Origin of the sequence: Tsukamurella pseudospumae (genome assembly GCF_001575195.1) — a bacterium.
Lineage (GTDB): Bacteria > Actinomycetota > Actinomycetes > Mycobacteriales > Mycobacteriaceae > Tsukamurella > Tsukamurella pseudospumae.
Window position 1 is genome coordinate 485,784 of the sequence record NZ_LSRF01000058.1, and the last position, 22,819, is coordinate 508,602.

Annotated in this window: 23 protein-coding genes, 1 pseudogene and 1 riboswitch; of the genes and pseudogenes, 20 read left to right on the forward strand and 4 right to left on the reverse strand. The window is 71.0% G+C overall.

Annotated elements, in window-relative coordinates; all coding sequences use genetic code 11:
* The first annotated feature begins 85 nt into the window (after nt 1-85).
* The 3 genes from AXK60_RS20665 to AXK60_RS20675 are packed head-to-tail and all read left to right on the forward strand — an operon-like array spanning nt 86 to nt 2,169.
* The gene (locus AXK60_RS20665; RefSeq protein ID WP_068574042.1) at nt 86-547 is read left to right on the forward strand and encodes an Rv0361 family membrane protein; all 462 of its coding nucleotides are present in this window, start codon (nt 86-88) and stop codon (nt 545-547) included.
* Nucleotides 544-957 carry a rhodanese-like domain-containing protein gene (locus tag AXK60_RS20670; RefSeq protein WP_068574044.1) on the forward strand — a complete coding sequence of 138 codons (414 nt, stop codon included), beginning with the start codon at nt 544-546 and terminating at the stop codon, nt 955-957. Before AXK60_RS20665 ends, AXK60_RS20670 begins: the two co-directional genes overlap by 4 nt.
* Before the next feature lie 9 nt (nt 958-966).
* The gene (locus AXK60_RS20675; RefSeq protein WP_068574046.1) at nt 967-2,169 is read left to right on the forward strand and encodes an O-succinylhomoserine sulfhydrylase; all 1,203 of its coding nucleotides are present in this window, start codon (nt 967-969) and stop codon (nt 2,167-2,169) included.
* Between the two features lie 38 nt (nt 2,170-2,207).
* Here the strand turns inward: AXK60_RS20675 and AXK60_RS20680 are convergent, their stop codons facing one another.
* Both AXK60_RS20680 and AXK60_RS20685 read right to left on the reverse strand, forming a co-directional pair.
* Entirely contained in the window at nt 2,208-2,882 is a 675-nt protein-coding gene (locus AXK60_RS20680; protein ID WP_068574048.1) for a copper homeostasis protein CutC, read from the reverse strand.
* 50 nt (nt 2,883-2,932) lie between these two features.
* Nucleotides 2,933-3,358 carry a DUF4279 domain-containing protein gene (locus tag AXK60_RS20685; RefSeq protein WP_068574050.1) on the reverse strand — a complete coding sequence of 142 codons (426 nt, stop codon included), beginning with the start codon at nt 3,356-3,358 and terminating at the stop codon, nt 2,933-2,935.
* A 103-nt stretch (nt 3,359-3,461) separates the two neighbouring features.
* On the opposite strand from AXK60_RS20685, the gene AXK60_RS20690 reads away from it, so the two are divergent.
* The 10 genes and pseudogenes from AXK60_RS20690 to AXK60_RS20730 all read left to right on the forward strand — a co-directional run bounded on the left by AXK60_RS20690 (nt 3,462) and on the right by AXK60_RS20730 (nt 12,861).
* The gene (locus AXK60_RS20690; protein WP_068574052.1) at nt 3,462-3,845 is read left to right on the forward strand and encodes a hypothetical protein; all 384 of its coding nucleotides are present in this window, start codon (nt 3,462-3,464) and stop codon (nt 3,843-3,845) included.
* Nucleotides 3,838-4,554 (forward strand): DUF3885 domain-containing protein, encoded by a 717-nt coding sequence (locus tag AXK60_RS20695; protein WP_068574054.1) that lies wholly within the window; start codon nt 3,838-3,840, stop codon nt 4,552-4,554. The genes AXK60_RS20690 and AXK60_RS20695 overlap by 8 nt, the downstream gene beginning before the upstream one ends.
* A 299-nt stretch (nt 4,555-4,853) precedes the next feature.
* Nucleotides 4,854-6,020 carry an RtcB family protein gene (locus tag AXK60_RS20700; protein WP_068574058.1) on the forward strand — a complete coding sequence of 389 codons (1,167 nt, stop codon included), beginning with the start codon at nt 4,854-4,856 and terminating at the stop codon, nt 6,018-6,020.
* Between the two features lie 68 nt (nt 6,021-6,088).
* A riboswitch (SAM riboswitch) is annotated at nt 6,089-6,201 on the forward strand.
* A gap of 53 nt (nt 6,202-6,254) precedes the next feature.
* Nucleotides 6,255-7,556 carry an aminotransferase class V-fold PLP-dependent enzyme gene (locus AXK60_RS20705; protein ID WP_082778158.1) on the forward strand — a complete coding sequence of 434 codons (1,302 nt, stop codon included), beginning with the start codon at nt 6,255-6,257 and terminating at the stop codon, nt 7,554-7,556.
* Nucleotides 7,557-7,569: 13 nt separating this feature from the next.
* Nucleotides 7,570-7,956 carry a hypothetical protein gene (locus AXK60_RS20710; RefSeq protein ID WP_068574060.1) on the forward strand — a complete coding sequence of 129 codons (387 nt, stop codon included), beginning with the start codon at nt 7,570-7,572 and terminating at the stop codon, nt 7,954-7,956.
* Between the two features lie 35 nt (nt 7,957-7,991).
* Nucleotides 7,992-8,474, forward strand: a complete 483-nt coding sequence (locus AXK60_RS20715) for a YbaK/EbsC family protein (RefSeq protein ID WP_068744480.1) — start codon at nt 7,992-7,994, stop codon at nt 8,472-8,474.
* A gap of 104 nt (nt 8,475-8,578) precedes the next feature.
* Nucleotides 8,579-9,055 carry a MarR family winged helix-turn-helix transcriptional regulator gene (locus AXK60_RS20720; RefSeq protein ID WP_068574062.1) on the forward strand — a complete coding sequence of 159 codons (477 nt, stop codon included), beginning with the start codon at nt 8,579-8,581 and terminating at the stop codon, nt 9,053-9,055.
* Between the two features lie 5 nt (nt 9,056-9,060).
* Nucleotides 9,061-10,713: pseudogene (locus AXK60_RS27710) on the forward strand (MDR family MFS transporter); the annotation flags it as partial.
* Between the two features lie 33 nt (nt 10,714-10,746).
* A complete protein-coding gene (locus AXK60_RS27715; RefSeq protein ID WP_231855470.1) occupies nt 10,747-12,141 on the forward strand; it encodes a tRNA-ribosyltransferase family protein in 1,395 nt (464 codons plus the stop codon).
* A gap of 36 nt (nt 12,142-12,177) precedes the next feature.
* Entirely contained in the window at nt 12,178-12,861 is a 684-nt protein-coding gene (locus tag AXK60_RS20730) for a hypothetical protein (RefSeq protein ID WP_068574064.1), read from the forward strand.
* Between the two features lie 60 nt (nt 12,862-12,921).
* Here AXK60_RS20730 and AXK60_RS20735 read toward each other — a convergent pair whose 3' ends face one another.
* The gene (locus tag AXK60_RS20735) at nt 12,922-13,419 is read right to left on the reverse strand and encodes an inorganic diphosphatase (RefSeq protein WP_068575268.1); all 498 of its coding nucleotides are present in this window, start codon (nt 13,417-13,419) and stop codon (nt 12,922-12,924) included.
* Between the two features lie 76 nt (nt 13,420-13,495).
* On the opposite strand from AXK60_RS20735, the gene dacB reads away from it, so the two are divergent.
* Genes dacB through AXK60_RS20760 form a run of 5 tightly spaced genes read left to right on the forward strand, consistent with a single transcriptional unit; the run spans nt 13,496 to nt 18,771 of the window.
* Nucleotides 13,496-14,866 (forward strand): D-alanyl-D-alanine carboxypeptidase/D-alanyl-D-alanine endopeptidase, encoded by a 1,371-nt coding sequence (gene dacB, locus AXK60_RS20740; RefSeq protein ID WP_068574066.1) that lies wholly within the window; start codon nt 13,496-13,498, stop codon nt 14,864-14,866.
* Nucleotides 14,867-14,871: 5 nt separating this feature from the next.
* Nucleotides 14,872-15,966: a zinc-dependent metalloprotease gene (locus AXK60_RS20745; protein WP_068575270.1), complete on the forward strand. Its 1,095-nt coding sequence runs from the start codon at nt 14,872-14,874 to the stop codon at nt 15,964-15,966.
* A complete protein-coding gene (tilS, locus tag AXK60_RS20750) occupies nt 15,963-16,901 on the forward strand; it encodes a tRNA lysidine(34) synthetase TilS (protein WP_068574068.1) in 939 nt (312 codons plus the stop codon). The genes AXK60_RS20745 and tilS overlap by 4 nt, the downstream gene beginning before the upstream one ends.
* Entirely contained in the window at nt 16,898-17,464 is a 567-nt protein-coding gene (gene hpt / locus AXK60_RS20755) for a hypoxanthine phosphoribosyltransferase (protein ID WP_068575269.1), read from the forward strand. Before tilS ends, hpt begins: the two co-directional genes overlap by 4 nt.
* A complete protein-coding gene (locus tag AXK60_RS20760; protein WP_068574070.1) occupies nt 17,461-18,771 on the forward strand; it encodes an amidase in 1,311 nt (436 codons plus the stop codon). The genes hpt and AXK60_RS20760 overlap by 4 nt, the downstream gene beginning before the upstream one ends.
* Nucleotides 18,772-19,039: 268 nt before the next feature.
* Here AXK60_RS20760 and AXK60_RS27445 read toward each other — a convergent pair whose 3' ends face one another.
* A complete protein-coding gene (locus tag AXK60_RS27445) occupies nt 19,040-19,630 on the reverse strand; it encodes a DUF2628 domain-containing protein (RefSeq protein ID WP_231855465.1) in 591 nt (196 codons plus the stop codon).
* A 160-nt stretch (nt 19,631-19,790) separates the two neighbouring features.
* Between AXK60_RS27445 and ftsH the strand changes: the two genes are divergently transcribed.
* Both ftsH and folE read left to right on the forward strand, forming a co-directional pair.
* Nucleotides 19,791-22,229 carry an ATP-dependent zinc metalloprotease FtsH gene (ftsH, locus tag AXK60_RS20770; protein ID WP_068574072.1) on the forward strand — a complete coding sequence of 813 codons (2,439 nt, stop codon included), beginning with the start codon at nt 19,791-19,793 and terminating at the stop codon, nt 22,227-22,229.
* Nucleotides 22,229-22,819 carry a GTP cyclohydrolase I FolE gene (folE, locus tag AXK60_RS20775; RefSeq protein WP_068574074.1) on the forward strand — a complete coding sequence of 197 codons (591 nt, stop codon included), beginning with the start codon at nt 22,229-22,231 and terminating at the stop codon, nt 22,817-22,819. Before ftsH ends, folE begins: the two co-directional genes overlap by 1 nt.

A 22,819-nucleotide genomic window follows, 5' to 3' on the forward strand; every position in this document is an offset into this window, starting at 1 on the left:
CTTATCGACCGTTCCTAGTGCGGGTGGTTCATTTCACCCGGCCAGGCACTGGAACACGTTCTAGTAGCAGAGGGTAGAGACTTCAGTGAGCGCAGACAAGAGCCCCGCCGATCCGGCACCCGCACGCGGCACCACGGCCACCCCGTTCCTGATCGCTCTGGTGGTCGCGGTTCTGGTGATCGGCGGCATCATCGGCTGGAACGCCATCCGGCCCGACCCGCTCAGCGACGAGGCGAAGGTGCAGCGCACCATCGGTCAGTACTACGGGGCGCTGAACAAGGGCCGCTACTCGGACCTCGTCGCCAACACCTGCGCCAAGGACCGCGCCGCCGCCGACTTCCCGAAGGAGGCCGGGTTCGTCGACGCGCGCAAGGCCGCCGTCGAGAAGGACGGCGAGGCGAAGCTCGACGAGAAGGACGTCAAGGACCTCACCGTCACCGGCGACGCCGCGACCGCGCAGCTCACCGTCCGGTACGAGAAGGCCGGCGAGCGCACCGAGCAGGCGAAGTTCGTCCGCGAGGACGGCACGTGGAAGAAGTGCTCATGACCTACGCCGGAGACGTGACGCCCCGCGAGGCCTGGGAGTTGTTGCAACAGGATCCGGCCGCGATCCTCGTCGACTGCCGCACCGAAGCGGAGTGGAATTACGTCGGCATCCCTGAGCTCTCGCAGGTCGGGCGCCATCCGGTGCTCGTCGAATGGCAGCGCTATCCCGACGGTGCGCTCAACCCGCGGTTCGTCGACGAGTTGCGCGCCAAGGGCATCACCGACGACGCGCCCGTGGTCTTCCTCTGCCGCTCCGGCCACCGCTCGATCGGCGCCGCGGAGACCGCAACCGCAGCCGGTGTCGCGCGCGCCTACAACGTGCTCGACGGATTCGAGGGCGCGGTCGACGCATTCGGACATCGCGGCGCCGCCGGATGGCGCGCCGAAGGGCTGCCCTGGCGGCAGTTCTAGACTTCGGGCATGGAGTTCAGCGACCTGCCCGCGGGTCTTTCGCCCGAGACCTACGCCGTCCGAGGCGGCGTCCTGCGCACGAACTACGAGGAGACGTCCGAGGCGCTGTTCCTCAACTCGGGCTACACCTACGAGAGCGCCGAGGCGGCCGAGGCGGCCTTCAACGGTGACATCGACCGGTTCGTCTACTCGCGGTACGGCAATCCGACGGTGGCCATGTTCCAGGAGCGTCTCCGTCTCCTGGAGGGCGCCGAGGCGTGCTTCGCGACGGCGTCCGGCATGTCCGCGGTGTTCACCGCGCTCGGCGCCCTGCTCAAGGCCGGCGACCGGCTGGTGGCGGCGCGATCGCTCTTCGGCTCCTGCTACGTGGTGTGCAACGAGATCCTGCCGCGGTGGGGCATCGAGACCGTCTTCGTGGACGGTGAGGACCTCTCCCAGTGGGAGGAGGCGCTCAGCGTCCCCACCCAGGCCGTCTTCTTCGAGACCCCGGCGAACCCGATGCAGGGCCTCGTCGACGTGCGGGCCGTCGCCGATCTCGCGCACGCCGCCGGCGCGCAGGTCGTGCTCGACGCCGGCTTCACGCCCGTCGGCTATCAGGACTCGTTCGGCATGGGCGCCGACGTGGTCGTGCACTCGTCGACCAAGACGATGGACGGCCAGGGGCGCGTCATGGGCGGCGCGATCCTCGGTCGCGAGGACTACATCGACGGTCCGGTGAAGCAGCTGATGCGGCACACCGGCCCCGCGATGGCGCCGTTCAACGCGTGGGTGCTGCTCAAGGCGCTGGAGACGCTGGACCTGCGGGCCGAGCGCGTCAGCGCGAACACGCAGAAGGTCGCCGAGTTCCTCGACGCCGATCCCCGGGTGTCGAAGGTGCTCTTCCCGTTCGTGCCCTCGCACCCGCAGCACGAGCTCGCGAAGCGGCAGATGAAGGCCGGCGGCACGGTGATCACGCTCGAGCTGGCGGATTCGGCCTCCGCGGCCGGCAAGGCCCGCGCGTTCGAGTTCCTCAACCGGCTGCAGATCATCGACATCTCCAACAACTTCGGCGACGCCAAGTCGCTGATCACCCATCCCGCGACCACGACGCACCGCGCAACGGGCCCGGAGGGCCGCGCGAAGATCGGCCTCACCGATTCGATGCTGCGGCTGTCGGTGGGCCTCGAGAACGTCGCCGACCTCATCGCCGACCTGGATCGCGCCCTGGGCTGAGTCCGCCGAAATGTGTGGTCATCCGTACTCATGATCGTTCAGACGGATGACCGCACATCCAGCGCCGCCCGCCACCGGGTGACGGCTTCAGCCGACGCCGGCTCACCCCATCCGTGAGGCCGCGCGGCGGAGCCGATATGGAAGGCGTCGATGCCGGCCGCCAGCAGCCGCGGCAGGTGATCGAGGCGCAGTCCTCCGCCCACCAGAATCCGCTGGGGCCCTCCGGTTTCGGTGACGAGGGTGTCGATACCGTCGTCCACGCCGGAGTGTGCGCCCGCGGTGAGGATCGTGTCGAGTCCGGGAAGATCCGCGACGGCCGCGCGGAGGGCGGTGCGGTCCGCGCAGTGATCGATCGCTCGGTGGAAGGTCCACGGCGCCCCGTCGATCGCCTCCACGATCCGCCCGGTCGCCTCGAGGTCGAGGGTTCCGTCGGGGGAGAGGAATCCGAGCACGAACTCCTTCGCCCCTGCGGTTCTCAGGTCGATGGTGCGCCGCACCAGCTCGCCGAGGTTCCCGGGTGCGAAGCCGTCGGTGAGTCGAATCATCACGCGGACAGGGATGTCCACGGCTGCGAGGACCGCTGCGATGGTGCCGGGCGAGGGGCTCAGCCCGTCCGCCGCCATGTCGGCGACGAGCTCCACCCGATCCGCCCCGCCCTCCTCCGCCGTGGCCGCGTCCCGCGCGTCGAGTGCGATGACCTCCAGCAGTGCCATGCGCCCATCCTAGATGCGCTCGGGGCAAGCCGATCTGCGCTCCAGAGGACTCAAGCGGGGTCGCCGATTCGATGCGGGGAACCGTAGATATCGAGGTCGAGGGTGATTCCGCGGTCGGCGAGTGCGGCGAGCGTGGTCGGTGTGATGGACAGTCCTTCGTTTCCGCCCCGCATGAACCAGCCGCAGAACACTCGGATGGCGTACCGATCGGACAGTTCGCTCCAGACGGAGAGGTCGGTGGTGACCGCGCCGAGGAGCTGGGCGACCTGGATGTCGAGGTCGGCGGGCTCCGTGGCGCCCGCCTGGAGGGCCCACATGCCGAATCGTGCAGTCCGCGTGACTCGGCCGGTGGTCACCGAATCACCGCACGCGTAGGACATGGTGGGAGTGGCGCCGAGCATCCGGGTGACGATCAAGGGGTCGAGGGAGTCGCCGGTGATCTGCAGGGACGCGACGCCGCGGTGAATGGGCGGCATGTCGGGAGACTACGGCGCGGTGCACGGGCGGGCAAGCGGGTTGACTGTGACCGCCGCGGAATTCACTGGCGTCGCAATCGCGACGCGATCTACCGTTCAGGTCATGGAACCGCCCGCGCCGACGAGCCTGCGCCCGCTCACCGATCGTGAGCGGGCGATCCTCGACGGCTTTCTGTCCTACGACTATCCCGGCGTCGATGAGCTCCGCGCCCAGCTTTCGACCCTCCGCGTGAACCCGGAGCTGTCCTGTTCGTGCGGCTGCGGCACGGTCGATCTTGTGGCGGACCGTGTGTTGTCGCCCGCCGCCGCGCCGAGTCCGCTCCCGGTGGGCGCAGAGATCCCCGGCGACGGGGACGTACCGTTGGGCGGAATGATCGTGTTCCTGCTCGACGGCTACCTCGCGAGCCTCGAGATCTATTCCTACGGCAGCGGCCCGCTCCAGTTGCCGGCGATCGAAGACGTCGACTGGAGCGGACCCGATGAGTGAACCCGGGGCCGTCCGGCGCCCCACTCCGTCGGAGGTCGCCGCGTTCGACGCGGCCTGGACGCTGAACACGGGCACCGAACTGCCGTACGCACACTGGCTTCGGGCGACGTGCCACGAGCGGTGGGTGCGGCTGCACAGCCTGCCGGAGAGCAAGCAGTACCCGGACACCGAGGCCGAGTACGCCGTGATGCTCACCCGCTACCTGGCAGAACTCGACGAACTGCGGGCAGGTGCGGATGACCTGTGGGTGGTCACGTCCTCGTACTCCTCTGCCGCCCGGCCGGTTCGACGGTCCGCCGCCCTCGTCGAGCTGCTCCCTCGGCCGCGCCTGTGGCGCAGCTTCACCGAGGACGACGAGGACGAGGAGTACCGGATCTGGACCCACCACTACCTCTCGGTGGTGCGCCGCGACGGGCCCGAGCTGCCCCGGCTGCTGCGGCTCGTCGCCGATGAGGTGGTCAGCGGCGTCATGATCACCGTGCCCGCCGCCACATGGGTGCATCACCCGTACGACGGCGGCGCCGACCTGATCCTGCCGACGACAGCGGAGCGGGATCGCATCGCCGGGATATTCACCGATTGGCTTCCAGCGCAGGGATTTCCGGGTGCATGCCTCACTGGATGTGTGCATTCTCGAGCGCCATCACCCGGCCTTCAGCGGCGGGTGCACTCCCGCGACCCTGCCGGCCTCCCGCGATCGCCACGGTGATCGCGGGAAGTTTCGCCGCCGCGCGAGTACGGTGCCCTGCGCCGCTGACCTCGCGGGAACGATTCTCAGTCGCGGAGGTGGTCCGGAAACTCGGTGGACCGCGGAGGTGCAGTCGAATAGCGTGTCCCCCGTGGATATGCGGAAATTCCCCGAATCGCTGCGGCAGTGCTACTGCCGCCGGTTCGGTGTGCCCGCATAACCTGCGGCAACCCGGGCCGTCGTTCCACCGCCGGCCCGGTGCCATGCAGGACACGCATGGCTTCTCGGACCGGTGACCATCACATCGAGACGAGAAAGACATGGAGAAGATCAACAAGTCCCTGGTCTCGTGGGCGTCCATCCTGGACGAGAAGACCCGCGAGCAGGCGATCACCACGGCGAAGCTGCCGTTCATCTACCCGCACATCGCGCTGATGCCCGATGCCCACCTCGGGAAGGGCGCCACCGTCGGTTCGGTCATCCCGAGCCTCGGCGCCGTGGTTCCCGCCGCGGTCGGCGTCGACATCGGCTGCGGCATGATCGCGGTCCGCACGCAGTTCACGAAGAACGATCTGCCCGAGGATCGTTCGACGGTCCGTGAGGCGATCGAGCGCGCGATCCCGTTGTCGGCCGGCCGCTACAACAAGAAGGTCGTGGCCACGGCGGAGCCCCGCATCGCCGAGCTCGAGTCGCTCGCCGAGCGTGCGGAGTTCGACCCCGGGCAGTACGCGGGGAACTGGCGGCTGCAGCTCGGAACGCTCGGATCCGGCAACCACTTCATCGAAGTTAGCCTAGATAATGATGACGTGGTGTGGGCCTTCCTGCACTCCGGATCCCGTGGCGTGGGCAACAAGATCGCCCAGCACCACATCGCGGTGGCGGCCCGCCTGTGCAAGCAGTGGTGGATCGAGCTGCCGGATCCGGATCTCGCGTACCTCGTCGAGGGCACGCGCGAGTTCCGCAGGTACATCGCCGAGCTGAAGTGGGCTCAGCACTTCGCGCTGCTCAACCGTGAGGAGATGATGGACAGGGTGATCCGCCAGCTCGGCGAGTGGGTGGGAACGCCCGTGGTCGAGGCGGAGCGGATCAACTGTCACCACAACTTCACCCAGCGCGAGACCCACTTCGGCAAGGAGGTGTGGGTGTCCCGTAAGGGCGCGATCGAGGCCTCCGAGGGCAAGCTCGGCCTCATTCCGGGCTCCATGGGAACGGCGTCGTACATCGTCGAGGGCAAGGGATACCCGCCGTCGCTGAACAGCTCGCCGCACGGCGCGGGCAGGGAGTACTCCCGGTCCGCGGCGCGGAAGGCGTTCACGCACGAGCAGCTGCGGGAGGCCATGGCGGGCATCGAGTTCCGTGACAGCGCCGACTTCATCGACGAGATCCCGCAGGCCTACAAGCCGATCGATCGCGTCATGGCCGACGCGGAGCAGCTGGTGACGGTCCGTGCCGTCCTCCGCCAGATCGTCAACGTGAAGGGCCAGTAGTGCTGGGTTTCGCGTCGCCGTGATTCCAACCTTGACGCCGGGGCTTGTCCCGGGGCATTCTCGATGCAGGTCATGAGTGCCAGTGACAAGCCCCGGCTCGCTGGTCGGCAACCCTCCTCCGCGGTGGGGTGCTCCGGGTGACGACCTGGCCGTGCCGAACCGTGCACGGCAAGCGCGGATTCGCGGCACGGCTGAGGTCGGTGTCGCGCGTCCTCATACCGAAGGACTTCTGTCATGAGCATCGCGACCACCGAGCGCACCGTCTGCCTCACCCCGACCGTCACGTCGCCTCTCACCGCCGCCCGCAGCACGCCGCTGCCGCTGGGCCCGCTGGCCCGGGTGACCGGCGCGGACGAGTACGTCCCGGTCAGCGACGGTGCGACCGTCCGCTACGCCAACCTCGACTACGCGGCGAGCGCCCCGGCCCTGGCCGAGGTGCAGGAGGCGGTGCAGCGCGCGCTCGGCGAGTACGCGAGCGTGCACCGCGGCGCCGGCTACCTGTCGCAGCGTTCGACCTCCCGCTACGAGCGGGCCCGCGAGATCGTCGCCGACTTCGTCGGGGCGCGCGCCGACGACCACGTGATCTTCACCGGCAACACCACCGATTCGATCAACCTGCTGGCGAGCTGCGTGCCGGGCGAGGTCGTGGTCCTCGATTGCGAGCACCACGCGAACCTGCTGCCCTGGAAGCGGATCGGGGCCCGTGTGGTCTCCGCGCCGCTGTCCGTGGAGGGCACCCTGGAGGTGCTCGAGAAGGAACTGAGCCGCCGCCCGGCAGCGCTGGTCAGCGTGACCGGGGCGTCCAACGTCACTGGGGAGATACTGCCCATTCGCAGGCTCGCGGCGCTCGCGCACCGGCACGGCGCACGGATCGCCGTCGACGGTGCGCAGCTGGTCCCGCACCGTCGGATCTCCCTGCGCGAGAGCGGTGTCGACTACCTCGTGTTCTCCGGACACAAGCTGTACGCGCCCTTCGGTTCCGGTGTGATCGTCGGTCGCGCCGACTGGTTCGACGAGGCCGAGCCCTTCCGCTGCGGCGGAGGTGCCAGCTATCAGGTGATCGGGACGCCCGTCTCGAAGTCGGTCGAGGTGGCGTGGCACACGGGCCCCGCACGGCACGAGGCCGGATCGCCGAACGTACTGGGCGCGGTCGCGATCGGCGCCGCGTGCGAGGCGATCGCGAGCTTCGGCGAGGACGCCGTCGCCCGGCACGAGCGCTTCCTCACCGACCTCCTGCTGACCTCGCTCGAGGGCATCGACGGGGTCCGCACGCTGAAGATCTGGGCCGACTCCACCGAGCGGGTCGGCATCGTCGCGTTCACCGTGGCCGGCCGTACGCCGCGCGAGGTCGCGGAGTTCCTGTCCGACGACTACGGGATCGGCGTGCGGGACGGGAAGTTCTGCGCCCACCCCGTCGTTGATCGGTTGGGATGCCCGGACGGTGCCGTCCGAGCGAGCATCGGTCTCGGCACCGGCGAGAACGACGTCCGCCGCCTGGTGCGTGCCCTCGAAGACCTGTCCGCACGGACGAAGTGAATCTGGAGGAACCATGACCGTCTCCCGTCCCGCACTGCTGGTCACCGTCGACGGTGAGCCCGGTGCCGCGGCACTGACCCGGGTACGCGCCGCGGACCTGCGCCTCGCGCAGCGCCAGCGCGGCTACCTGCGCGCCGAGGATGAGCGCGCGGGGCGGGAGCCCGGCGCGGTGGCGCTCGAGGTCGACGTCGTCATCGACGAACGCGCCGCGGACGCCCGCGCCAGCTACGCCCCCGACCATGCTGCGGCGGAGCAGGGCATCACGTACGTGGGCACCCCGTCGGGCCTGCGATCGCTCCTCGAGGACGTCTACGCGGCCGAGGTGGCGGATGCCGTGGTTCTGCGGCCCGTCGGCGGCGCCCGCACCAAGGACCTCATCGCCACCCTCCTCGCCGCGTAGGCGCGGTCCCGGCCGATCGCGGCATAATGATCGGCGTGACCGAGCCTTACTCCGCCCGCACCGAGACCGTCCGCGCGGCCCTGGCCGCGGCGGGCCACCCCGACACCGTCCGGCACGTGCCCGACGGTGCCAAGACCGCCGCCGAGGCGGCAGCCGCCCTGGGCTGCGAGGTGGGAGCGATCGCGAACAGCCTGATCTTCCTCGCCGACGGTGCGCCGCTGCTGGTGCTCTCGAGCGGTCGGCACCGCGTGGACACCGCAGGTCTGGCGGAGCGGCTCGGCGTGGGCCGTATCTCGCGTGCGAAGCCGGACGACGTGGCCGCGGCCACGGGGCAGGTGATCGGCGGTGTGTCGCCCGTCGGGCACCCGGAGCCACTGGTGACCGTGATCGACGAGTCGCTGCGCGACTATCCGGACCTGTACGCCGCGGCGGGGACGCACGACACGATCTTCCGCACCGACTTCCCCGCACTCGTCGCGCTCACGGGTGCCAGAATCGTCATGACATCGGCCGGTTAGGCCGCTTCGCCCGAGTCGACTAGGCCTACTAATAATTGTAGGCTGCACGTAGTTTTGCATGTCCGAACACGGCGACGTGATCGGACCGGATCGGCGGAGGCGTGATGACGGACGAGGAACGGGCAGAGCGGATCGAGGGGATCGTCGGCGTGATCGCCGAACTGACCCGCCTGAAGGAGCGGCACGCGGTGATGACCCGGCACGCGGTCGCGCCGGACGGCGTGGAGCTGGCCGCGTACACCGCGCTGTTCGCGCTGGTGAAGGGCGGGCCGATGCGATCGTCGGCGCTGGCCGAGCAGATCCACACGGACCCGTCGACGGCCAGCCGATACGTGACGACGCTGACCAACCTGGGCTATGCCGAGCGCACCGCCGACCCCTCGGACCGGCGCGCCGCGCTGGTGTCCGCCACGGAGGCGGGCGAGGCCAAGGTCGCGTTCATCCGCGAGCAGCGCAACGAGAAGCTGCGCCCGCTCATGGAGGAGTGGACCGATGAGGAGATCGACCAGTTCGTGGTCCTCGGCAACCGCGCCCTGCTGCAGTTCGAGCAGGCGCTCAAGCTCATGCGGGGTGGCGAGTGACCACGATGACGGCGGACGCCGTCGAGACCCCGGCGCCGTCGCTGACCCACAAGCAGATCCTCTACATCCTGTCCGGCCTGATGATCGGGATGTTCCTCGCGGCGCTCGACCAGACCATCGTGTCCACCGCGATCCGGACCATCGCCGACGACCTCAACGGCTACCAGCTCCAGGCGTGGGTCACCACGGCGTACCTCATCACCTCGACGATCGTCACGCCGCTCTACGGCAAGCTCTCGGACATCTACGGCCGCAAGCCCTTCTTCATGTTCGCCATCACGGTGTTCGTGATCGGCTCGCTGCTGTGCAGTACCTCGACGTCGATGTACGAGCTGGCCGCGTTCCGCGCCGTGCAGGGGCTCGGCGCCGGCGGCCTGATGTCCCTGGCGCTCACCATCATCGGCGACATCGTGCCGCCCCGCGAGCGAGCCAAGTACCAGGGCTACTTCCTCGCGGTGTTCGGCTCGAGCTCGGTCCTGGGACCGGTTCTCGGCGGCCTGTTCTCCGGCGCCGACCACATCCTCGGCATCTCCGGCTGGCGCTGGGTGTTCCTCGTCAACGTGCCGATCGGCATCATCGCGCTGGCAGTGGTGTACCGCGTACTGCGGCTGCCGCACACCCGGCGCACGGGCGTGCGGATCGACTGGTTCGGCGCGGTCGCCCTCGCGGTGGGCCTGGTGCCGCTGCTCATCGTCGCCGAGCAGGGCCAGAAGTGGGGCTGGGGCTCCACCAACGCCCTGATCTGCTACGGCATCGGTGCGGCCGGCATCGTCGCCTTCATCGTGATCGAGAAGGTCATGGGCGAGGACGCGATCATCCCGCTGCGCATCTTCACGAACACCATCTTCGCGCAGGGCATCGTCATCTCGATGGTGGTGGGCGCCGCCATGTTCGGCGGGATCTCCCTGCTGCCGCAGTACTTCCAGGTGGTCCACGGCGCCAGCCCGATGAAGGCGGGCTTCCTGATGCTGCCGATGGTCGCGGGCATGATGACGGGCTCGATCCTCGCGGGCCAGATGATCTCCCGCACCGGCAAGTACCGGATCTATCCGATCATCGGCGCGGTCCTGCTCACCGCGGGCATGTTCGGCATGCACTACATCACCGCCGATGTGCAGATCGGCTGGGTCATGGGTGGTGCGGCCGTGATCGGCTTCGGCCTGGGCAATCTCATGCAACCGCTCACGCTGGCGCTGCAGAACATCCTGCCGCCGCGTGACATGGGCGTCTCGACCGCCGCCGCGACCTTCTTCCGCCAGATCGGCGCGACGCTCGGCGTCGCGGTGTTCCTCTCGGTCCTGTTCGCGCAGATGCCGCAGAAGATGAAGGGGCGGCTCAGTGACGCCTCGTCGGATCCGAACTACACCGCCGCCGTCCAGCACGCCGCCGCGGGCCACGACGGACAGCAGGCGCAGGACTTCGCCACGGGGCTGGTGCACGGCGACCCCCGCACGGTGAGCGGAGTCATGGACAACACGTCGGTCCTGGAGCAGCTCCCCGCGACTCTGGTGCACCCGCTCAAGGCCGGATTCGCCGACTCGATGGACGTGGTCTTCCTGTTCGTGACCGTCCTCGCCGCGATCGGCCTGGTGCTGGTGCTGTTCTGGAAGTCCGTGCCGCTGCGCGCCGCTCCCGCGATCGAGCAGGCCGCCGCGGGCGCCGAGTCGCCGTCGGCGGCCGCATCGGCGACGATGGAGGCCGCCGAGATCACCGCCGCCGCGGCGTCCGTGGCCGGTACGGCGCCGAAGGAGGAGACCGTGACCGAGCCGCCGACCGTCCCCGTCCGGCCCGGAGGGTCGGCCCCGGAGCCGACGCCGACGCCCCTTCTCCCGGTCGCGCCCCCGACGCCCTCGCGCACGGAGATCGACGAGCTGCGGGCTCAGAACGCCTCCCTCGCAGCGGAGCTCGCGGAGCTGCGAACGGGGTACCGGGCGATCGCGGGAAGTACGCGGTTGCGCGCTTCGGGCATCACGGATCCGGTGCGGTTCACCGTCGAGGGCACGGCGCCCGCCGGGGCGCGCGCCGGTCGATTGGTGCTGCCGCGGGGCGAGATCGCCACGCCGGCGTTCGTTCCGGTCGCGGGGCGGGGCGCGATCGCAGGACTCACGCCGCGGGAGCTGACGGACCTGGGGACGCAGGCGCTGACCGTCGACCTGCACGAGTTGTACCTGCAGCCCGGACCGGACGTGATCGAGGGGATCGGCGGTATCGGTCGGGCGATGGCCTGGCCGGCGCCGATCGTCGCGGACACCGGTGTGGCCGCGATCGCGGCACAGCCCAAGACGCGGATCACCGACGAGGGCATCGCCTTCCGGAGCCGGCTCGATGGTTCCCCGCGCCGCTGGGACGCCGAGGAAGCGGTGCGCCTGGCGCACCGGATGGGCTTCGACGTCGCGTTCGCCCTGGCCGACCCCACGGATCCGGGCCGAACGGAGCGGTGGGCGCGGCGCGCCCTGGCCGAGCACGGTTGGCAGACCGCTGATCGGCACGACGCCGTCTCGCTGTGGGCCGTCGTGGCCGGCGGTCCGGATCCGGAGGTTCGACGGTCCGCCGCCCGCGCGGTGCGGCGCCTGGCCGACGAGGACCGTCGCGCCGGCGGCCTCGGATTCGGCGGTTACCGGCTCGAAGGCGTGGAGAACCCGGCGGCGCTGAGGGCCGCGGTCGGTGAGCTGGAGGCGGACCGTCCTCGGTACGTGGCGGCGGTCGACGGCCCGGCGGAGCTACTGGCGGCGATCGAGGCGGGAGTCGACCTGGTCGATGGGACCGCCCCGGCGCGCGCGGGCGCGGAGGGGCGCGTGTTCACCTCGACGGGCGTCCTGGATGTCACGGATCCGTCCCTGCGAGCGGACTTCCGGCCCCTGGACCCGGCGGGGCCGGGCCTGCTCGGTGGGAACCGGGTGGACGAGTTCACCCGGGCGTACGTGCACCACCTGTTCGCGGCGAACGAGGGCCTCGCGGTCACGCTGTGCACGTTGCACAACGAGCACTTCTTCGTCGGCCTCGCAGCGGCAGCACGGAAAGCCATCCTCAATGGAGGTTATTCCGAGTTCACGACGTCATTCCTCCGGGGGTTCGGTAAGGTCTAGCCCGATCCCCGTCCTCCTATCGGCAGGAGAAAGCCGTTGCGCCGCAATGACCTGAACCGCTCCTTGAGCATCCTCGCGGCGACCGCCGCGGTGGGCCTCGCGCTCACCGCGTGCGGTGGCGGCGGAGGCGATGCCGCCCCGTCGTCGCCCGCGGCGGACGCGGCCCCCGTCGACGCGGCGAAGGCGCTCACCCAGGCCGACCTCCCGGCGGGCTACAGCGTGAAAGAGGTGGCCTCGGACGCCGCGCTGATGGCGGCGCTGCAGTCGGTGCAGCAGTTCGAGAACATCCAGGTGGATCCGGCCGCCTGTAAGGACAAGAACATCAAGGCTCAGCAGGAGGTCGCCGAGACGATCAAGTCCGGCGTGCAGCAGACCGTGGGCAAGGGAGCCACCGGCATCTACAGCATCACCCTGCTGCCGTCCGACGTGAAACCGGCCACGTTCGAGGCGGCCGGGATCGGCGAGTGCGCCGCGGTCACGCTCAACGGGACGATGAAGCAGACCACCACGCGCGCGGAGCTTCCCGCGGGCGTCCAGGGAGCCACCGGCTTCGTCTTCGAGATCGCCCGCGTCGCGGGCAACGACACGGTGCACGCCTCGTCGGCGTACTTCACCAAGGGCGGCGTGATGGCGATGGTCAACGCCAACCCCGGGCCCGACGGCACCGTCGACCGAGCGGCGTTCGAGGACGTCGTCAAGCGACTAGCAGCGAAGTTGTAGTCCGAGAACGCGCGAAGCGGCGGCGAGGTGATCCTCGCCGCCGCTTCGTCGGTTCAGTCGTCAGTGCGCGTCGGAACCGGCCGTCTCGGCGCGGGCCACGGACCGAGCGATCTCCTCCTCGGCCTCCTTCTTGCCCACCCAGGTCGAACCCTTGACGAACTTGCCGGGCTCGAGGTCCTTGTAGTGCACGAAGAAGTGCTCGATGGCGTCCAGCTCGAACTTGTCGATGTCGCTGATGTCCTGCACCGAATCCCAGCGGGGATCGCCGGCGGGCACGACGAGAACCTTGTCGTCGCCGCCCTTCTCGTCCTCCATCTTGAACATGCCGATCGCGCGGCAGTCGACGAGCGCCCCGGGGACCACCGACTCCTGCAGCAGGACCAGCGCGTCGAGCGGATCGCCGTCCTCGCCGAGGGTGTCCTCGATGTAGCCGTAGTCGGTGGGGTAGCCGAACGCCGTGTAGAGGTAGCGGTCCAGCTTGAGGCGACCCGTCTTGTGGTCCACCTCGTACTTGTTCCGCGAGCCCTTCGCGATCTCGACGGTGACCTCGAATTCCACGCTCATTGTTTCCCTTCGCTGCGCTCAACCATGCACGCCGAGGATACCCGTGTCGGGATGCCGTTAGGCTGGTACGGTGCGACGCTCGCGGATCCGACGAACCCTCACGCGCCTCGCGGTCACCGTGATCGTGCTGGCGCTCGTCGTCGTCGGCACCGTCGCCGCTGCTCTCGGGTGGGGGGTCTACCGGGACCGGCAGGACCTCTCCGAGCACGTCCCGCCCCGCCCCGCAGAGGCCGCCTACAGCCCTGCGATCGGTGCGGTGACGGCATCGAATCAGCCCAGCTCGGCCGGTGTGACCACGCAGATCGCCGCCGCACTGCGCAACCCGGATCTGGGCGACCTGACCGGCGTGATCGCCGATGCCACCACCGGGACCGTGCTCTGGCAGCGCGACGCCGCGCGGCCCCGCACTCCCGCCTCCACCACCAAGGTCCTCACCGCGGCCGCCGCGCTGCTGACCCTGCCCGCCGACAAGCGGATCACCACCACGGTCGTCGCCGGTTCGGCCCCGGGTGAGGCGGTCCTCGTCGGCGCGGGCGATCCGACCCTGCGCTCCGGCACGGCGTCGATCTTCACCGACGCACCGAAGGTCGAGGACCTGGCCGCCCAGCTCCGCCGGTCCGGCACGGCGATCACGCACGTCGTGGTCGACACCTCCCTGTTCACCGGCACCGATTTCGGCCGCGGCTGGGACCGCGCCGACATCGCCGGGGGCGACATCACGCCGCTCCAGTCCCTCATCGTGGACTCGGGTCGTATCCGGCCCGGCGAGGACTACTCGCCGCGCGTTCCCGATCCCGCGCTCGCCGCGGGCCGCGCGCTGGCGTCCGCGCTCGGCCTGCCGCCCACAGCCGTCTCCGCGGGCACCGCGCCGCAGGGCGCCACCCGGCTCGCCGCCGTGCAGAGCGCGCCGCTGAGCGTCCGCCTGCACGATGCGCTGGTGCACTCGGACAACGTCCTCGCCGAGAGCATCGGCCGCGAGGTCGCCGCCGCCGCGGGGCAGCCCCTGTCCTTCGACGGCTCCACGCGCGCCGTGATCGACACGCTCCGCACCGCGGGATTCGACCTGACCGGCGTCGAGCTCTCCGACGTCGACGGCCTGTCCACCTTCAACCGCATCCCCGCCCGGGTGCTCGACGGGATCCTCACCGCCGCGGCCGGCACCGGCAAGCCGCAACTGCGCCCCCTGCTCGACCTGCTGCCCGTCGCCGGCGCCACCGGCACCCTCGCCGACCGGTACGTCACCGTCAACCGGCCCGGCGCGGGCTACGTGCGGGCCAAGACCGGAAGCCTCTCGGGCGTTTCCACGCTCGCCGGGTACGTGGCCACGCGCGACGGTGCCGTCCTCACCTTCACTCTGATGTCCTCCGGGACGCCGGTCGACGTGGCCCGTCCGGCGATGGACGCCGTGACCGCAGCGCTGCGCGGCTGCGGGTGCCGCTGATCGCCATGGGGAGGTCGACGGAGCCGCGCGCGCAGGTGGACTGGGCCCTCGCCGCCGCGTCCGGCCGGCGGATCGCCCGTGTCCTCGGCGACGGACCCGCCACCACGGGCTACACGCGCGACCGCGCGTCCGCGCAGCTGCTCGACTTCGCCGCTGCGGCGGAGGAGCACGTCCGCGCCGTCACGGGCCTGGTCGTGCCCGGTGCGATCCCGCCGGCGCGCACGGGAGGGCGGTGGGACGGGGCGCGGACTCCGGCTCCCCGCAGTGCGGTGTCGGCTACGCGCACGGTGGACCGCAGAGAATGGGTCTCGGCGGCTGCGCGTTCCATGGAGGCGCTCATCGAGCCCGAGGACGCGCGGCACCCCGGCCTCGGAGCCCGGCTGGCCGGCGTCCAGGCCGGGGCGATGCTCGGCATGGTCTCCGGTTCCGTTCTGGGCCAGTACGACCCGTTCGGCGTCTCCGGCGGCGAACTGCTGCTCGTGGTGCCGAACGTGCTCACCGTCGAGCGTGCGCTCGGGCTGAACGCCGACGACTTCAGGATGTGGGTGTGCCTGCACGAGGTCACCCACCGCGTGCAGTTCGGCGCCAATCCGTGGCTGCGGGACTACATGCGCGACAACGTCTCCGCCCTCACCGGCGTCGCCGGTGCCGGATCGGTGGGCGACCTGATCGCCCGTACGCAGAAGGCGCTGTCCGGCGGGGCGCGGCACACCGGCGTCATCGGCGTCCTCGAGATCGCCGCGCCCGCCGAACAGTTCGCGGCCGTCGAGCGGCTGCTCATGCTCGGCACGCTCCTCGAGGGCCACGCGGACCACGTCATGGACGCCGCCGGGCCGTCGGTGATCCCGACCGTCGCGACCATCCGCGCAGCGTTCGACCGGCGGCGGGAGGCACCGTCGAATCCCCTGCAGCGACTGCTCCGGGTCCTGCTGGGCATGGACGCCAAGATCGCGCAGTACGTGCGCGGCAAGAAGTTCGTCGACGCCGTGGTCGCCGACGTGGGCATGCAACGGTTCAACCGGGTCTGGACCGGGCCCGAGACCCTGCCACTGCCCGACGAGCTCGACGATCCGCGGCGCTGGATCGACCGGGTGCTGTGAACCGCCCGGGGCCGGCGGCGCTGCGCGTGCGGCAGGCGGTCCGGGCCTGGCACGCCGCCCACGGATCCGGCCCGACGGTGGCCGTGGCCCTGTCCGGCGGCGCGGACTCGCTCGCGCTCCTGACCGGCGTGCTCGCCGAGGGGCTGGACGCCGTCGCCCTCGTCATCGATCACGGGCTGCAGGACGGTTCCGCCGAGGTGGCCGCCCGGGCGGCGACCCTGGCGCGGGAGCTGGGTGCGCGTCGCGCGGAGGTTCTGGCGGTCACCGTCGACGGTGCGGGCGGGCCCGAGGCGGCGGCCCGGGCAGCCAGATACGCGGCCCTGGACGCCGCGCGCGGCGGGGCGCCCGTGCTGCTCGGGCACACCCTCGACGACCAGGCGGAGACGGTGCTGCTGGGCCTCGGGCGGGGCAGCGGCGCGCGGTCGCTCGCGGGCATGGCCCCGTGGACCGACCCGTACGGGCGGCCGCTGCTGGGCGTGCGCCGCGCCGACACCCGGGCGGCGTGCGCCGAGCTCGGGCTCGCGCCCTGGGACGACCCGCACAACCTCGACCCGCGCTACACCCGCGTGCGGGTGCGGACCGAGGTCCTGCCGCTCCTCGAGGACGTCCTGGGCGGGGGAGTGGCGGAGGCGCTGGCCCGCACTGCGGCGTCCCTGCGGGCGGACAACGAGGCGCTCGACGGGCTGGCACCGGCACCGTCGGGCCCCGAACTGATGGTGGACGAGATCGCGGGACTGCCTGCGGCCCTGCGGATCCGGACTCTGCGAGCGTGGCTCGGTGCTCGTGGCGCGCGGGCCCTGACGGGCGCGCACCTCGCGGCCGTCGACGCCCTCGTCACGGACTGGCGCGGGCAGGGACCGACGGCGATCCCGGGCGGAAGTGCGGGGCGGCGGCTGCAGGTGCATCGGACAGGTGGCATTCTGAGGGCGTGGTGAACGGCACTGGTGAGTTGTACGCGGGAGACATCGCCTCGGTGGTCCTCTCGGAGGAGCAGATCAAGCAGCGGACCGCGGAGCTCGCGGCGCAGATCGCGCAGGAGTACGGCGAGCGGGAGACCGACCTCCTCCTGATCACGGTCCTCAAGGGCGCGGTCATGTTCGTGACCGACCTGGCCCGGGCGCTGCCCGTGCCCACCCAGCTCGAGTTCATGGCGGTGTCCAGCTACGGCAGCTCGACCTCCAGCTCCGGCGTGGTCCGGATCCTCAAGGACCTCGACCGCGACATCGCGGGCCGCGACGTGCTCATCGTCGAGGACATCATCGACTCCGGCCTCACACTGAGCTGGCTGCTGCGCAACCTCGCGACCCGGCAGCCCCGTTCGCTCGAGGTGGTCACGCTGCTGCGTAAGCCCGATGCCGTGCGCGTCGACGTGGACGTCAAGTGGGTCGGCTTCGACATCCCCAACGAGTTCGTCGTGGGCTACGGTCTCGACTACGCCGAGCGCTACCGCGACCTGCCCTACATCGGCGTGCTGGAGCCCAAGGTCTACAGCGAATGACACTGATCACCGCTGCGGCCACGGCGGAACGGGTGCGATCGGGACAGCTCACCGCCGTCGCCGCCACCCGCGAGGCGCTGGCCCGCATCGGTGATGACGCCGTACACGGCTGGCGCGTACTGCGCTCCGAGGAGGCCCTCGCCGAGGCCGCCGCCGTCGACGCCCGCGCGGACCGGTACTCGCTGCCGCTGGCCGGCGTGCCCATCGCGATCAAGGACAACGTCGCCGTGTCGGGGTACCGCACGCTCGACGGGGTGTCCGAGGCCTGCGGCGCGGGCCTGCCGATCGAACAGGTCGACCACCCCGTCGTGAAGCGGCTGCGCGCCGCCGGTGCCGTCGTCGTCGGGCTGACCCGGGTGCCGGAGCTGTGCCTGTGGGCGATGACCGATGATCCGGACGCCGTCGTCGGCAACCCGCACCGCCCCGGGCGTACCGCCGGTGGCAGCTCGGGCGGCAGCGCCGCTGCGGTGGCCTCCGGGCACGTCGCGCTCGCTCACGGAGACGACGGCCTCGGATCGCTCTGCGGCCCGGCCGCCGCCTGCGGGATCGTCACGATCCGGCCCGGGCGCGGCGTCGTGCCGGGGCAACCGGGAGAGGTCAAGTGGTTCGGGATGGCCGAGAACGGGCCGCTCGCGCGGACCGTCGGCGATGCGGCCCTGGGACTGTCGGTGATGGCCGGGCGCCCCGAGCTCGCCGAGGTGGGCGACGGTGCCGGCCTACGGATCGGCCTCGGCCTCAACCGAACGTCCCCGACGACGATCACCTCCAAGGGCATCCTCGGCGCCGTTCGCGCGGCGGCGGGCGAGCTCGCCGCGCACGGCCACTCCGTGCGCGAGGTCCGTGTCCCCTACCCGACGGTGCCGACCGCCCTGCTCGCGCGCTGGTTCGGTGCGGCCGCGCAGGACGTGGACCAGATCGTTTCCCGCGGCGCCGACCCGGCACTGCTCCAACCCCGCACCCGGCGGCACGCCGCCATCGGTCGGGTGGTGCTGAACCGGGGCATGGTGCGGCCCGCGGATGCGGCGAAGCTCGAGTCGGAGCTGGTGCGGTTCTTCGCCAACGAGCGGGTCGACGTCCTGGTGACCCCGACCCTGTCGCAGCGGCCGGTCCGCGCGCGGCGCTACCACGAACTGCCCTGGGCGGCGAGCGTCATCGCCAGCCTGAGCTACGCGACCTATCCGGGCCTGTGGAATCTGCTCGGCTGGCCCGCGATGACGGTGCCCTTCCAAGGCGAGGGCGTGCAGCTCATCGCCCGACCCGGCGGCGAGGCGGACCTGCTCGCGCTGGCCGCCAAGATCGAGCAGTAAGCGGCGACGCCGCCATCGGCGCGGCGCGGGGGACGGCGGCGTGGCGTGGGGGAGGACGGGTCCCCCACCGGAAGCCGGGCTTCTGATGGGGGACCGAACGCCTGATGCGCCTGTCGGTGCGGCGCGGGGGACGACGGTCTGGCGTGGGGGACGGCGGCGTGGCGTGGGGGACGGCGCGTCCCCCACCGGAAGCCGGGCTTCTGATGGGGGAGCGGACGCCGGCCGGGGGATTCGGTGAGGCGCGGGGGACGACGGTGCCGCGGTGCGGCTACGCCTTCTTCCGGAACATCGGCATGCCCTCGAAGGGGTTCCAGCTGGCGCTGCCGCGGGTGACGTGCAGGAAGTAGGCCCAGTTGGCGGTGGTCGAGTAGATCAGGCCGACTCCCGCGCCCCAGGCGCCGGGCGGGACGGTCACGCCGATGATCGCCTCGATGATGCCGACGACGATCGCGAGCGCCACGACACCGCCGAACAGACTCAGGCCCTTGCGCCACGGTCCCTTGATCGCGTAGTAGATCGGGCCGAAGAAGAACGCCGGGCCGTTGAAGCCGAGGCGGAAGCGCGTGCCGAAGGGGAGCGCCTTGAACGCTGCGGTGGACTCGGGCGACGACGCCGGCTGGCCGTAGCGGCCGAAGAACTCGAACCGGCTGCGCCACCGCTCGGGCACGTCGACGCCGCCGGCGCCGGGTGCGGGGTAGGGCTGCCGGCCCGGGAACTGCGGCTGCTGCGGGGCGAAGGACTGCTGCGCGCCGGGGTACGGCTGCTGTGCACCGGGGTAGGGCTGCTGCTGACCCGGGTAGGGCTGCCCGGCGGCGGAGGGGTCGTGGGGGTACGGCGACGGGGTGTTGTTCTCGGTCACTGCAGCAGCATAAAGGGCGCGAAACGGACGTTGTTCGCTCTGGGCGCACCGACGCACCCGGCCCGATCGGAGCGGTGCACGGTAACCTGGGGAGTCGACCCTGCGCGGCTCTCCGCGCCGCCGGAAGAAGAAGGACTGACGAGCCGCGAGGCGAAGCCATATGAAACGGAAATCACTCATCCGCACGCTGGCGATCATCGCCGCATTCGTGCTGCTGGTCTGGGCCTTCACCATGGTCGGCGGCGGCAAGAACGAGTACACCAAGGGCGTTCCCACCTCGCTCGTCGTACAGCAGCTGCAGGACAAGAACGTCACGGACGTCCAGATCGACGACCGGGAGCAGACGCTGCGCGTCACGCTGGCCAAGCCCGTCGCCGACCAGGGCGACGTCAAGGGCACGGGCGAGGCCACCAAGGTCTTCACCAAGTACCCCGCCGGCACCTCGCGCGACATCCTCGGCGAGGTCCAGGACGCGAAGAACCCGGACGGCAAGCCGGTCACGTACACCACGAACGTGACGCAGGAGTCGCCGTGGCTGCAGATGCTGCTGTTCACGCTGCTGCCGATCCTGCTGCTCGTGGGCCTGTTCTTCCTGCTCATGAACCGGATGCAGGGCGGCGGCCGCGGCGGCGTCATGGGCTTCGGCAAGAGCAAGGCCAAGCAGCTGACCAAGGACATGCCGAAGACCACCTTCGCGGATGTCGCGGGCGCCGACGAGGCGGTCGAGGAGCTCTACGAGATCAAGGACTTCCTGCAGAACCCGGCCCGCTACCAGGCCCTCGGCGCGAAGATCCCCAAGGGCGTGCTGCTCTACGGTCCGCCCGGAACGGGTAAGACGCTGCTCGCGCGCGCCGTCGCCGGTGAGGCCGGCGTGCCCTTCTTCACGATCTCCGGCTCGGACTTCGTCGAGATGTTCGTCGGCGTGGGCGCCTCGCGCGTGCGTGACCTGTTCGAGCAGGCCAAGGAGAACAGCCCCTGCATCATCTTCGTCGACGAGATCGACGCGGTCGGTCGCCAGCGCGGCGCCGGCATGGGCGGCGGCCACGACGAGCGCGAGCAGACCCTCAACCAGCTGCTCGTCGAGATGGACGGCTTCGGCGACCGCCAGGGCATCATCCTCATCGCGGCTACCAACCGGCCGGACATCCTCGACCCGGCGCTGCTGCGCCCGGGCCGCTTCGACCGGCAGATCCCCGTCACCAACCCGGACATCGCGGGCCGCAGGGCCATCTTGCGCGTGCACTCGCAGGGCAAGCCTCTGGCCCCCGACGCCGACCTGGACGGGCTGGCCAAGCGCACGCCCGGCATGTCCGGCGCCGACCTGGCGAACGTGGTCAACGAGGCCGCGCTGCTCACTGCGCGGGAGAACGGCACCGTCATCACGGCCCCGACGCTCGAGGAGGCCGTGGACCGCGTGGTGGGCGGCCCGCGCCGCAAGAACCGGATCATCTCCGAGCACGAGAAGAAGGTGACCGCGTACCACGAGGGCGGCCACACCCTGGCCGCGTGGGCCACGAAGAGCCTCGACCCGGTGTACAAGGTCACCATCCTGGCCCGGGGCCGTACCGGCGGCCACGCGCTCGCCGTGCCCGAGAACGACAAGGGCATGTACACCCGCAACGAGATGATCGGTCGGCTGATCTTCGCGATGGGCGGCCGCGCGGCGGAGGAGCTCGTGTTCGCCGAGCCCACCACCGGCGCGTCCAGCGACATCGACCAGGCCACGAAGATCGCCCGCGCGATGGTCACCGAGTACGGCATGAGCGCCCGCCTGGGTGCCGTGAAGTACGGCCAGGACGAGGGCGACCCGTTCATGGGCCGCGGGTTCGGCGGCGGGGCGCAGTACTCCGACGCCGTCGCCGCGCAGATCGATGAGGAGGTGCGCTCGCTCATCGAGGCCGCGCACACCGAGGCGTGGGCCATCCTCACCGAGTACCGCGACGTGCTCGACGTGCTGGCGGGTGAGCTGCTGGAGAAGGAGACGCTGGTCCGCAAGGATCTCGAGCGGATCTTCGAGTCCGTCGAGAAGCGCCCGGTGATCACGCAGTTCGACGACTTCGGCACCCGCGTCCCGTCCGACAAGCCGCCGATCAAGACTCCCAAGGAGATCGCGATCGAGAACGGTGAGCCCTGGCCGCCGGTCGACGAGGAGGCCGAGCGACGCAAGGCCGAGCTCGAGACGGCCGCGGCGCAGAACGGCCGGAACGGTCACGCCGGCCAGAACGGTCAGAACGGCGAGTGGGGTGTGCCCGCGCCCGCCGGGCAGCCCTGGCCCGCTCCGGGGGCACCGTCGGGCTACGGAGAGCAGGGGCAGCAGCCCCAGCCCGCCTACGGCCAGCCCGGCTACCAATGGGGCGGCCAGCAGCAGCCCTACCCGGGCCCGCAGTACCCGTCCCAGCCAGGGCCGTACGGCCAGCAGCCGCCGCAGGGCAGTCGCCCGGACTACGGCGCGCCGGCCGGGTGGTCGGCGCCGGGGTGGCCTCCGCAGGGCCAGCCGCCGCAGGCCCCCGCGCAGCCCGGTCAGCAGGGTTCCGGTCAGCAGGGTTCGGGTCAGCACGGGACCGAGCAGCCCGGACCGGACCGATCGGGCGAGTCCTGATGGGCGAGGGCGCCGCCATCGCCGCATTCGATCATGAGCGCGCCGTGGCGGCCGTCCGGGAACTGCTCATCGCCGTCGGCGAGGACCCCGACCGCGAGGGCCTGCTCAAGACCCCCGAGCGGGTCGCGCGGGCCTTCGAGGAGGTCTTCGGAGGGCTGCACGTGGATCCCGACGCGGTGCTCGACACCACCTTCGGCGAGGACCACGACGAGCTGGTGCTGGTCAAGGACATCCCCATGTACTCGACCTGCGAGCACCACCTGGTCTCCTTCCACGGCGTCGCCCACGTGGGGTACCTGCCCGGCGAGAGCGGGCGCGTGACCGGGTTGAGCAAGTTGGCGCGCGTGGTGGACCTGTACGCCAAGCGGCCGCAGGTCCAGGAGCGGCTCACCGCGCAGATCGCCGACGCGTTGGTCCGCAAGCTCGATCCGCGCGGCGTCATCGTCGTCATCGAGGCCGAGCACCTGTGCATGGCCATGCGCGGCATCCGCAAGCCCGGCGCCAGCACCACCACCTCAGCGGTGCGCGGCGCGTTCAAGGACAGTGCGACCTCGCGCGCCGAGGCACTCGAGCTGATCCTGCGCCGGTGA

Bases quoted from the DNA above. Each gene is read 5' to 3' on its own strand.
- AXK60_RS20670 (WP_068574044.1), top strand. From the start codon at position 544: ATGACCTACGCCGGAGACGTGACGCCCCGCGAGGCCTGGGAGTTGTTG.
- AXK60_RS20675 (WP_068574046.1), top strand. From the start codon at position 967: ATGGAGTTCAGCGACCTGCCCGCGGGTCTTTCGCCCGAGACCTACGCC.
- AXK60_RS20680 (WP_068574048.1), bottom strand. From the start codon at position 2,882: ATGGCACTGCTGGAGGTCATCGCACTCGACGCGCGGGACGCGGCCACG.
- AXK60_RS20685 (WP_068574050.1), bottom strand. From the start codon at position 3,358: ATGCCGCCCATTCACCGCGGCGTCGCGTCCCTGCAGATCACCGGCGAC.
- AXK60_RS20690 (WP_068574052.1), top strand. From the start codon at position 3,462: ATGGAACCGCCCGCGCCGACGAGCCTGCGCCCGCTCACCGATCGTGAG.
- AXK60_RS20695 (WP_068574054.1), top strand. From the start codon at position 3,838: ATGAGTGAACCCGGGGCCGTCCGGCGCCCCACTCCGTCGGAGGTCGCC.
- AXK60_RS20700 (WP_068574058.1), top strand. From the start codon at position 4,854: ATGGAGAAGATCAACAAGTCCCTGGTCTCGTGGGCGTCCATCCTGGAC.
- AXK60_RS20705 (WP_082778158.1), top strand. From the start codon at position 6,255: ATGAGCATCGCGACCACCGAGCGCACCGTCTGCCTCACCCCGACCGTC.
- AXK60_RS20710 (WP_068574060.1), top strand. From the start codon at position 7,570: ATGACCGTCTCCCGTCCCGCACTGCTGGTCACCGTCGACGGTGAGCCC.
- AXK60_RS20720 (WP_068574062.1), top strand. From the start codon at position 8,579: ATGACGGACGAGGAACGGGCAGAGCGGATCGAGGGGATCGTCGGCGTG.
- AXK60_RS27715 (WP_231855470.1), top strand. From the start codon at position 10,747: ATGGAGGCCGCCGAGATCACCGCCGCCGCGGCGTCCGTGGCCGGTACG.
- AXK60_RS20745 (WP_068575270.1), top strand. From the start codon at position 14,872: ATGGGGAGGTCGACGGAGCCGCGCGCGCAGGTGGACTGGGCCCTCGCC.
- AXK60_RS20760 (WP_068574070.1), top strand. From the start codon at position 17,461: ATGACACTGATCACCGCTGCGGCCACGGCGGAACGGGTGCGATCGGGA.
- ftsH (WP_068574072.1), top strand. From the start codon at position 19,791: ATGAAACGGAAATCACTCATCCGCACGCTGGCGATCATCGCCGCATTC.
- folE (WP_068574074.1), top strand. From the start codon at position 22,229: ATGGGCGAGGGCGCCGCCATCGCCGCATTCGATCATGAGCGCGCCGTG.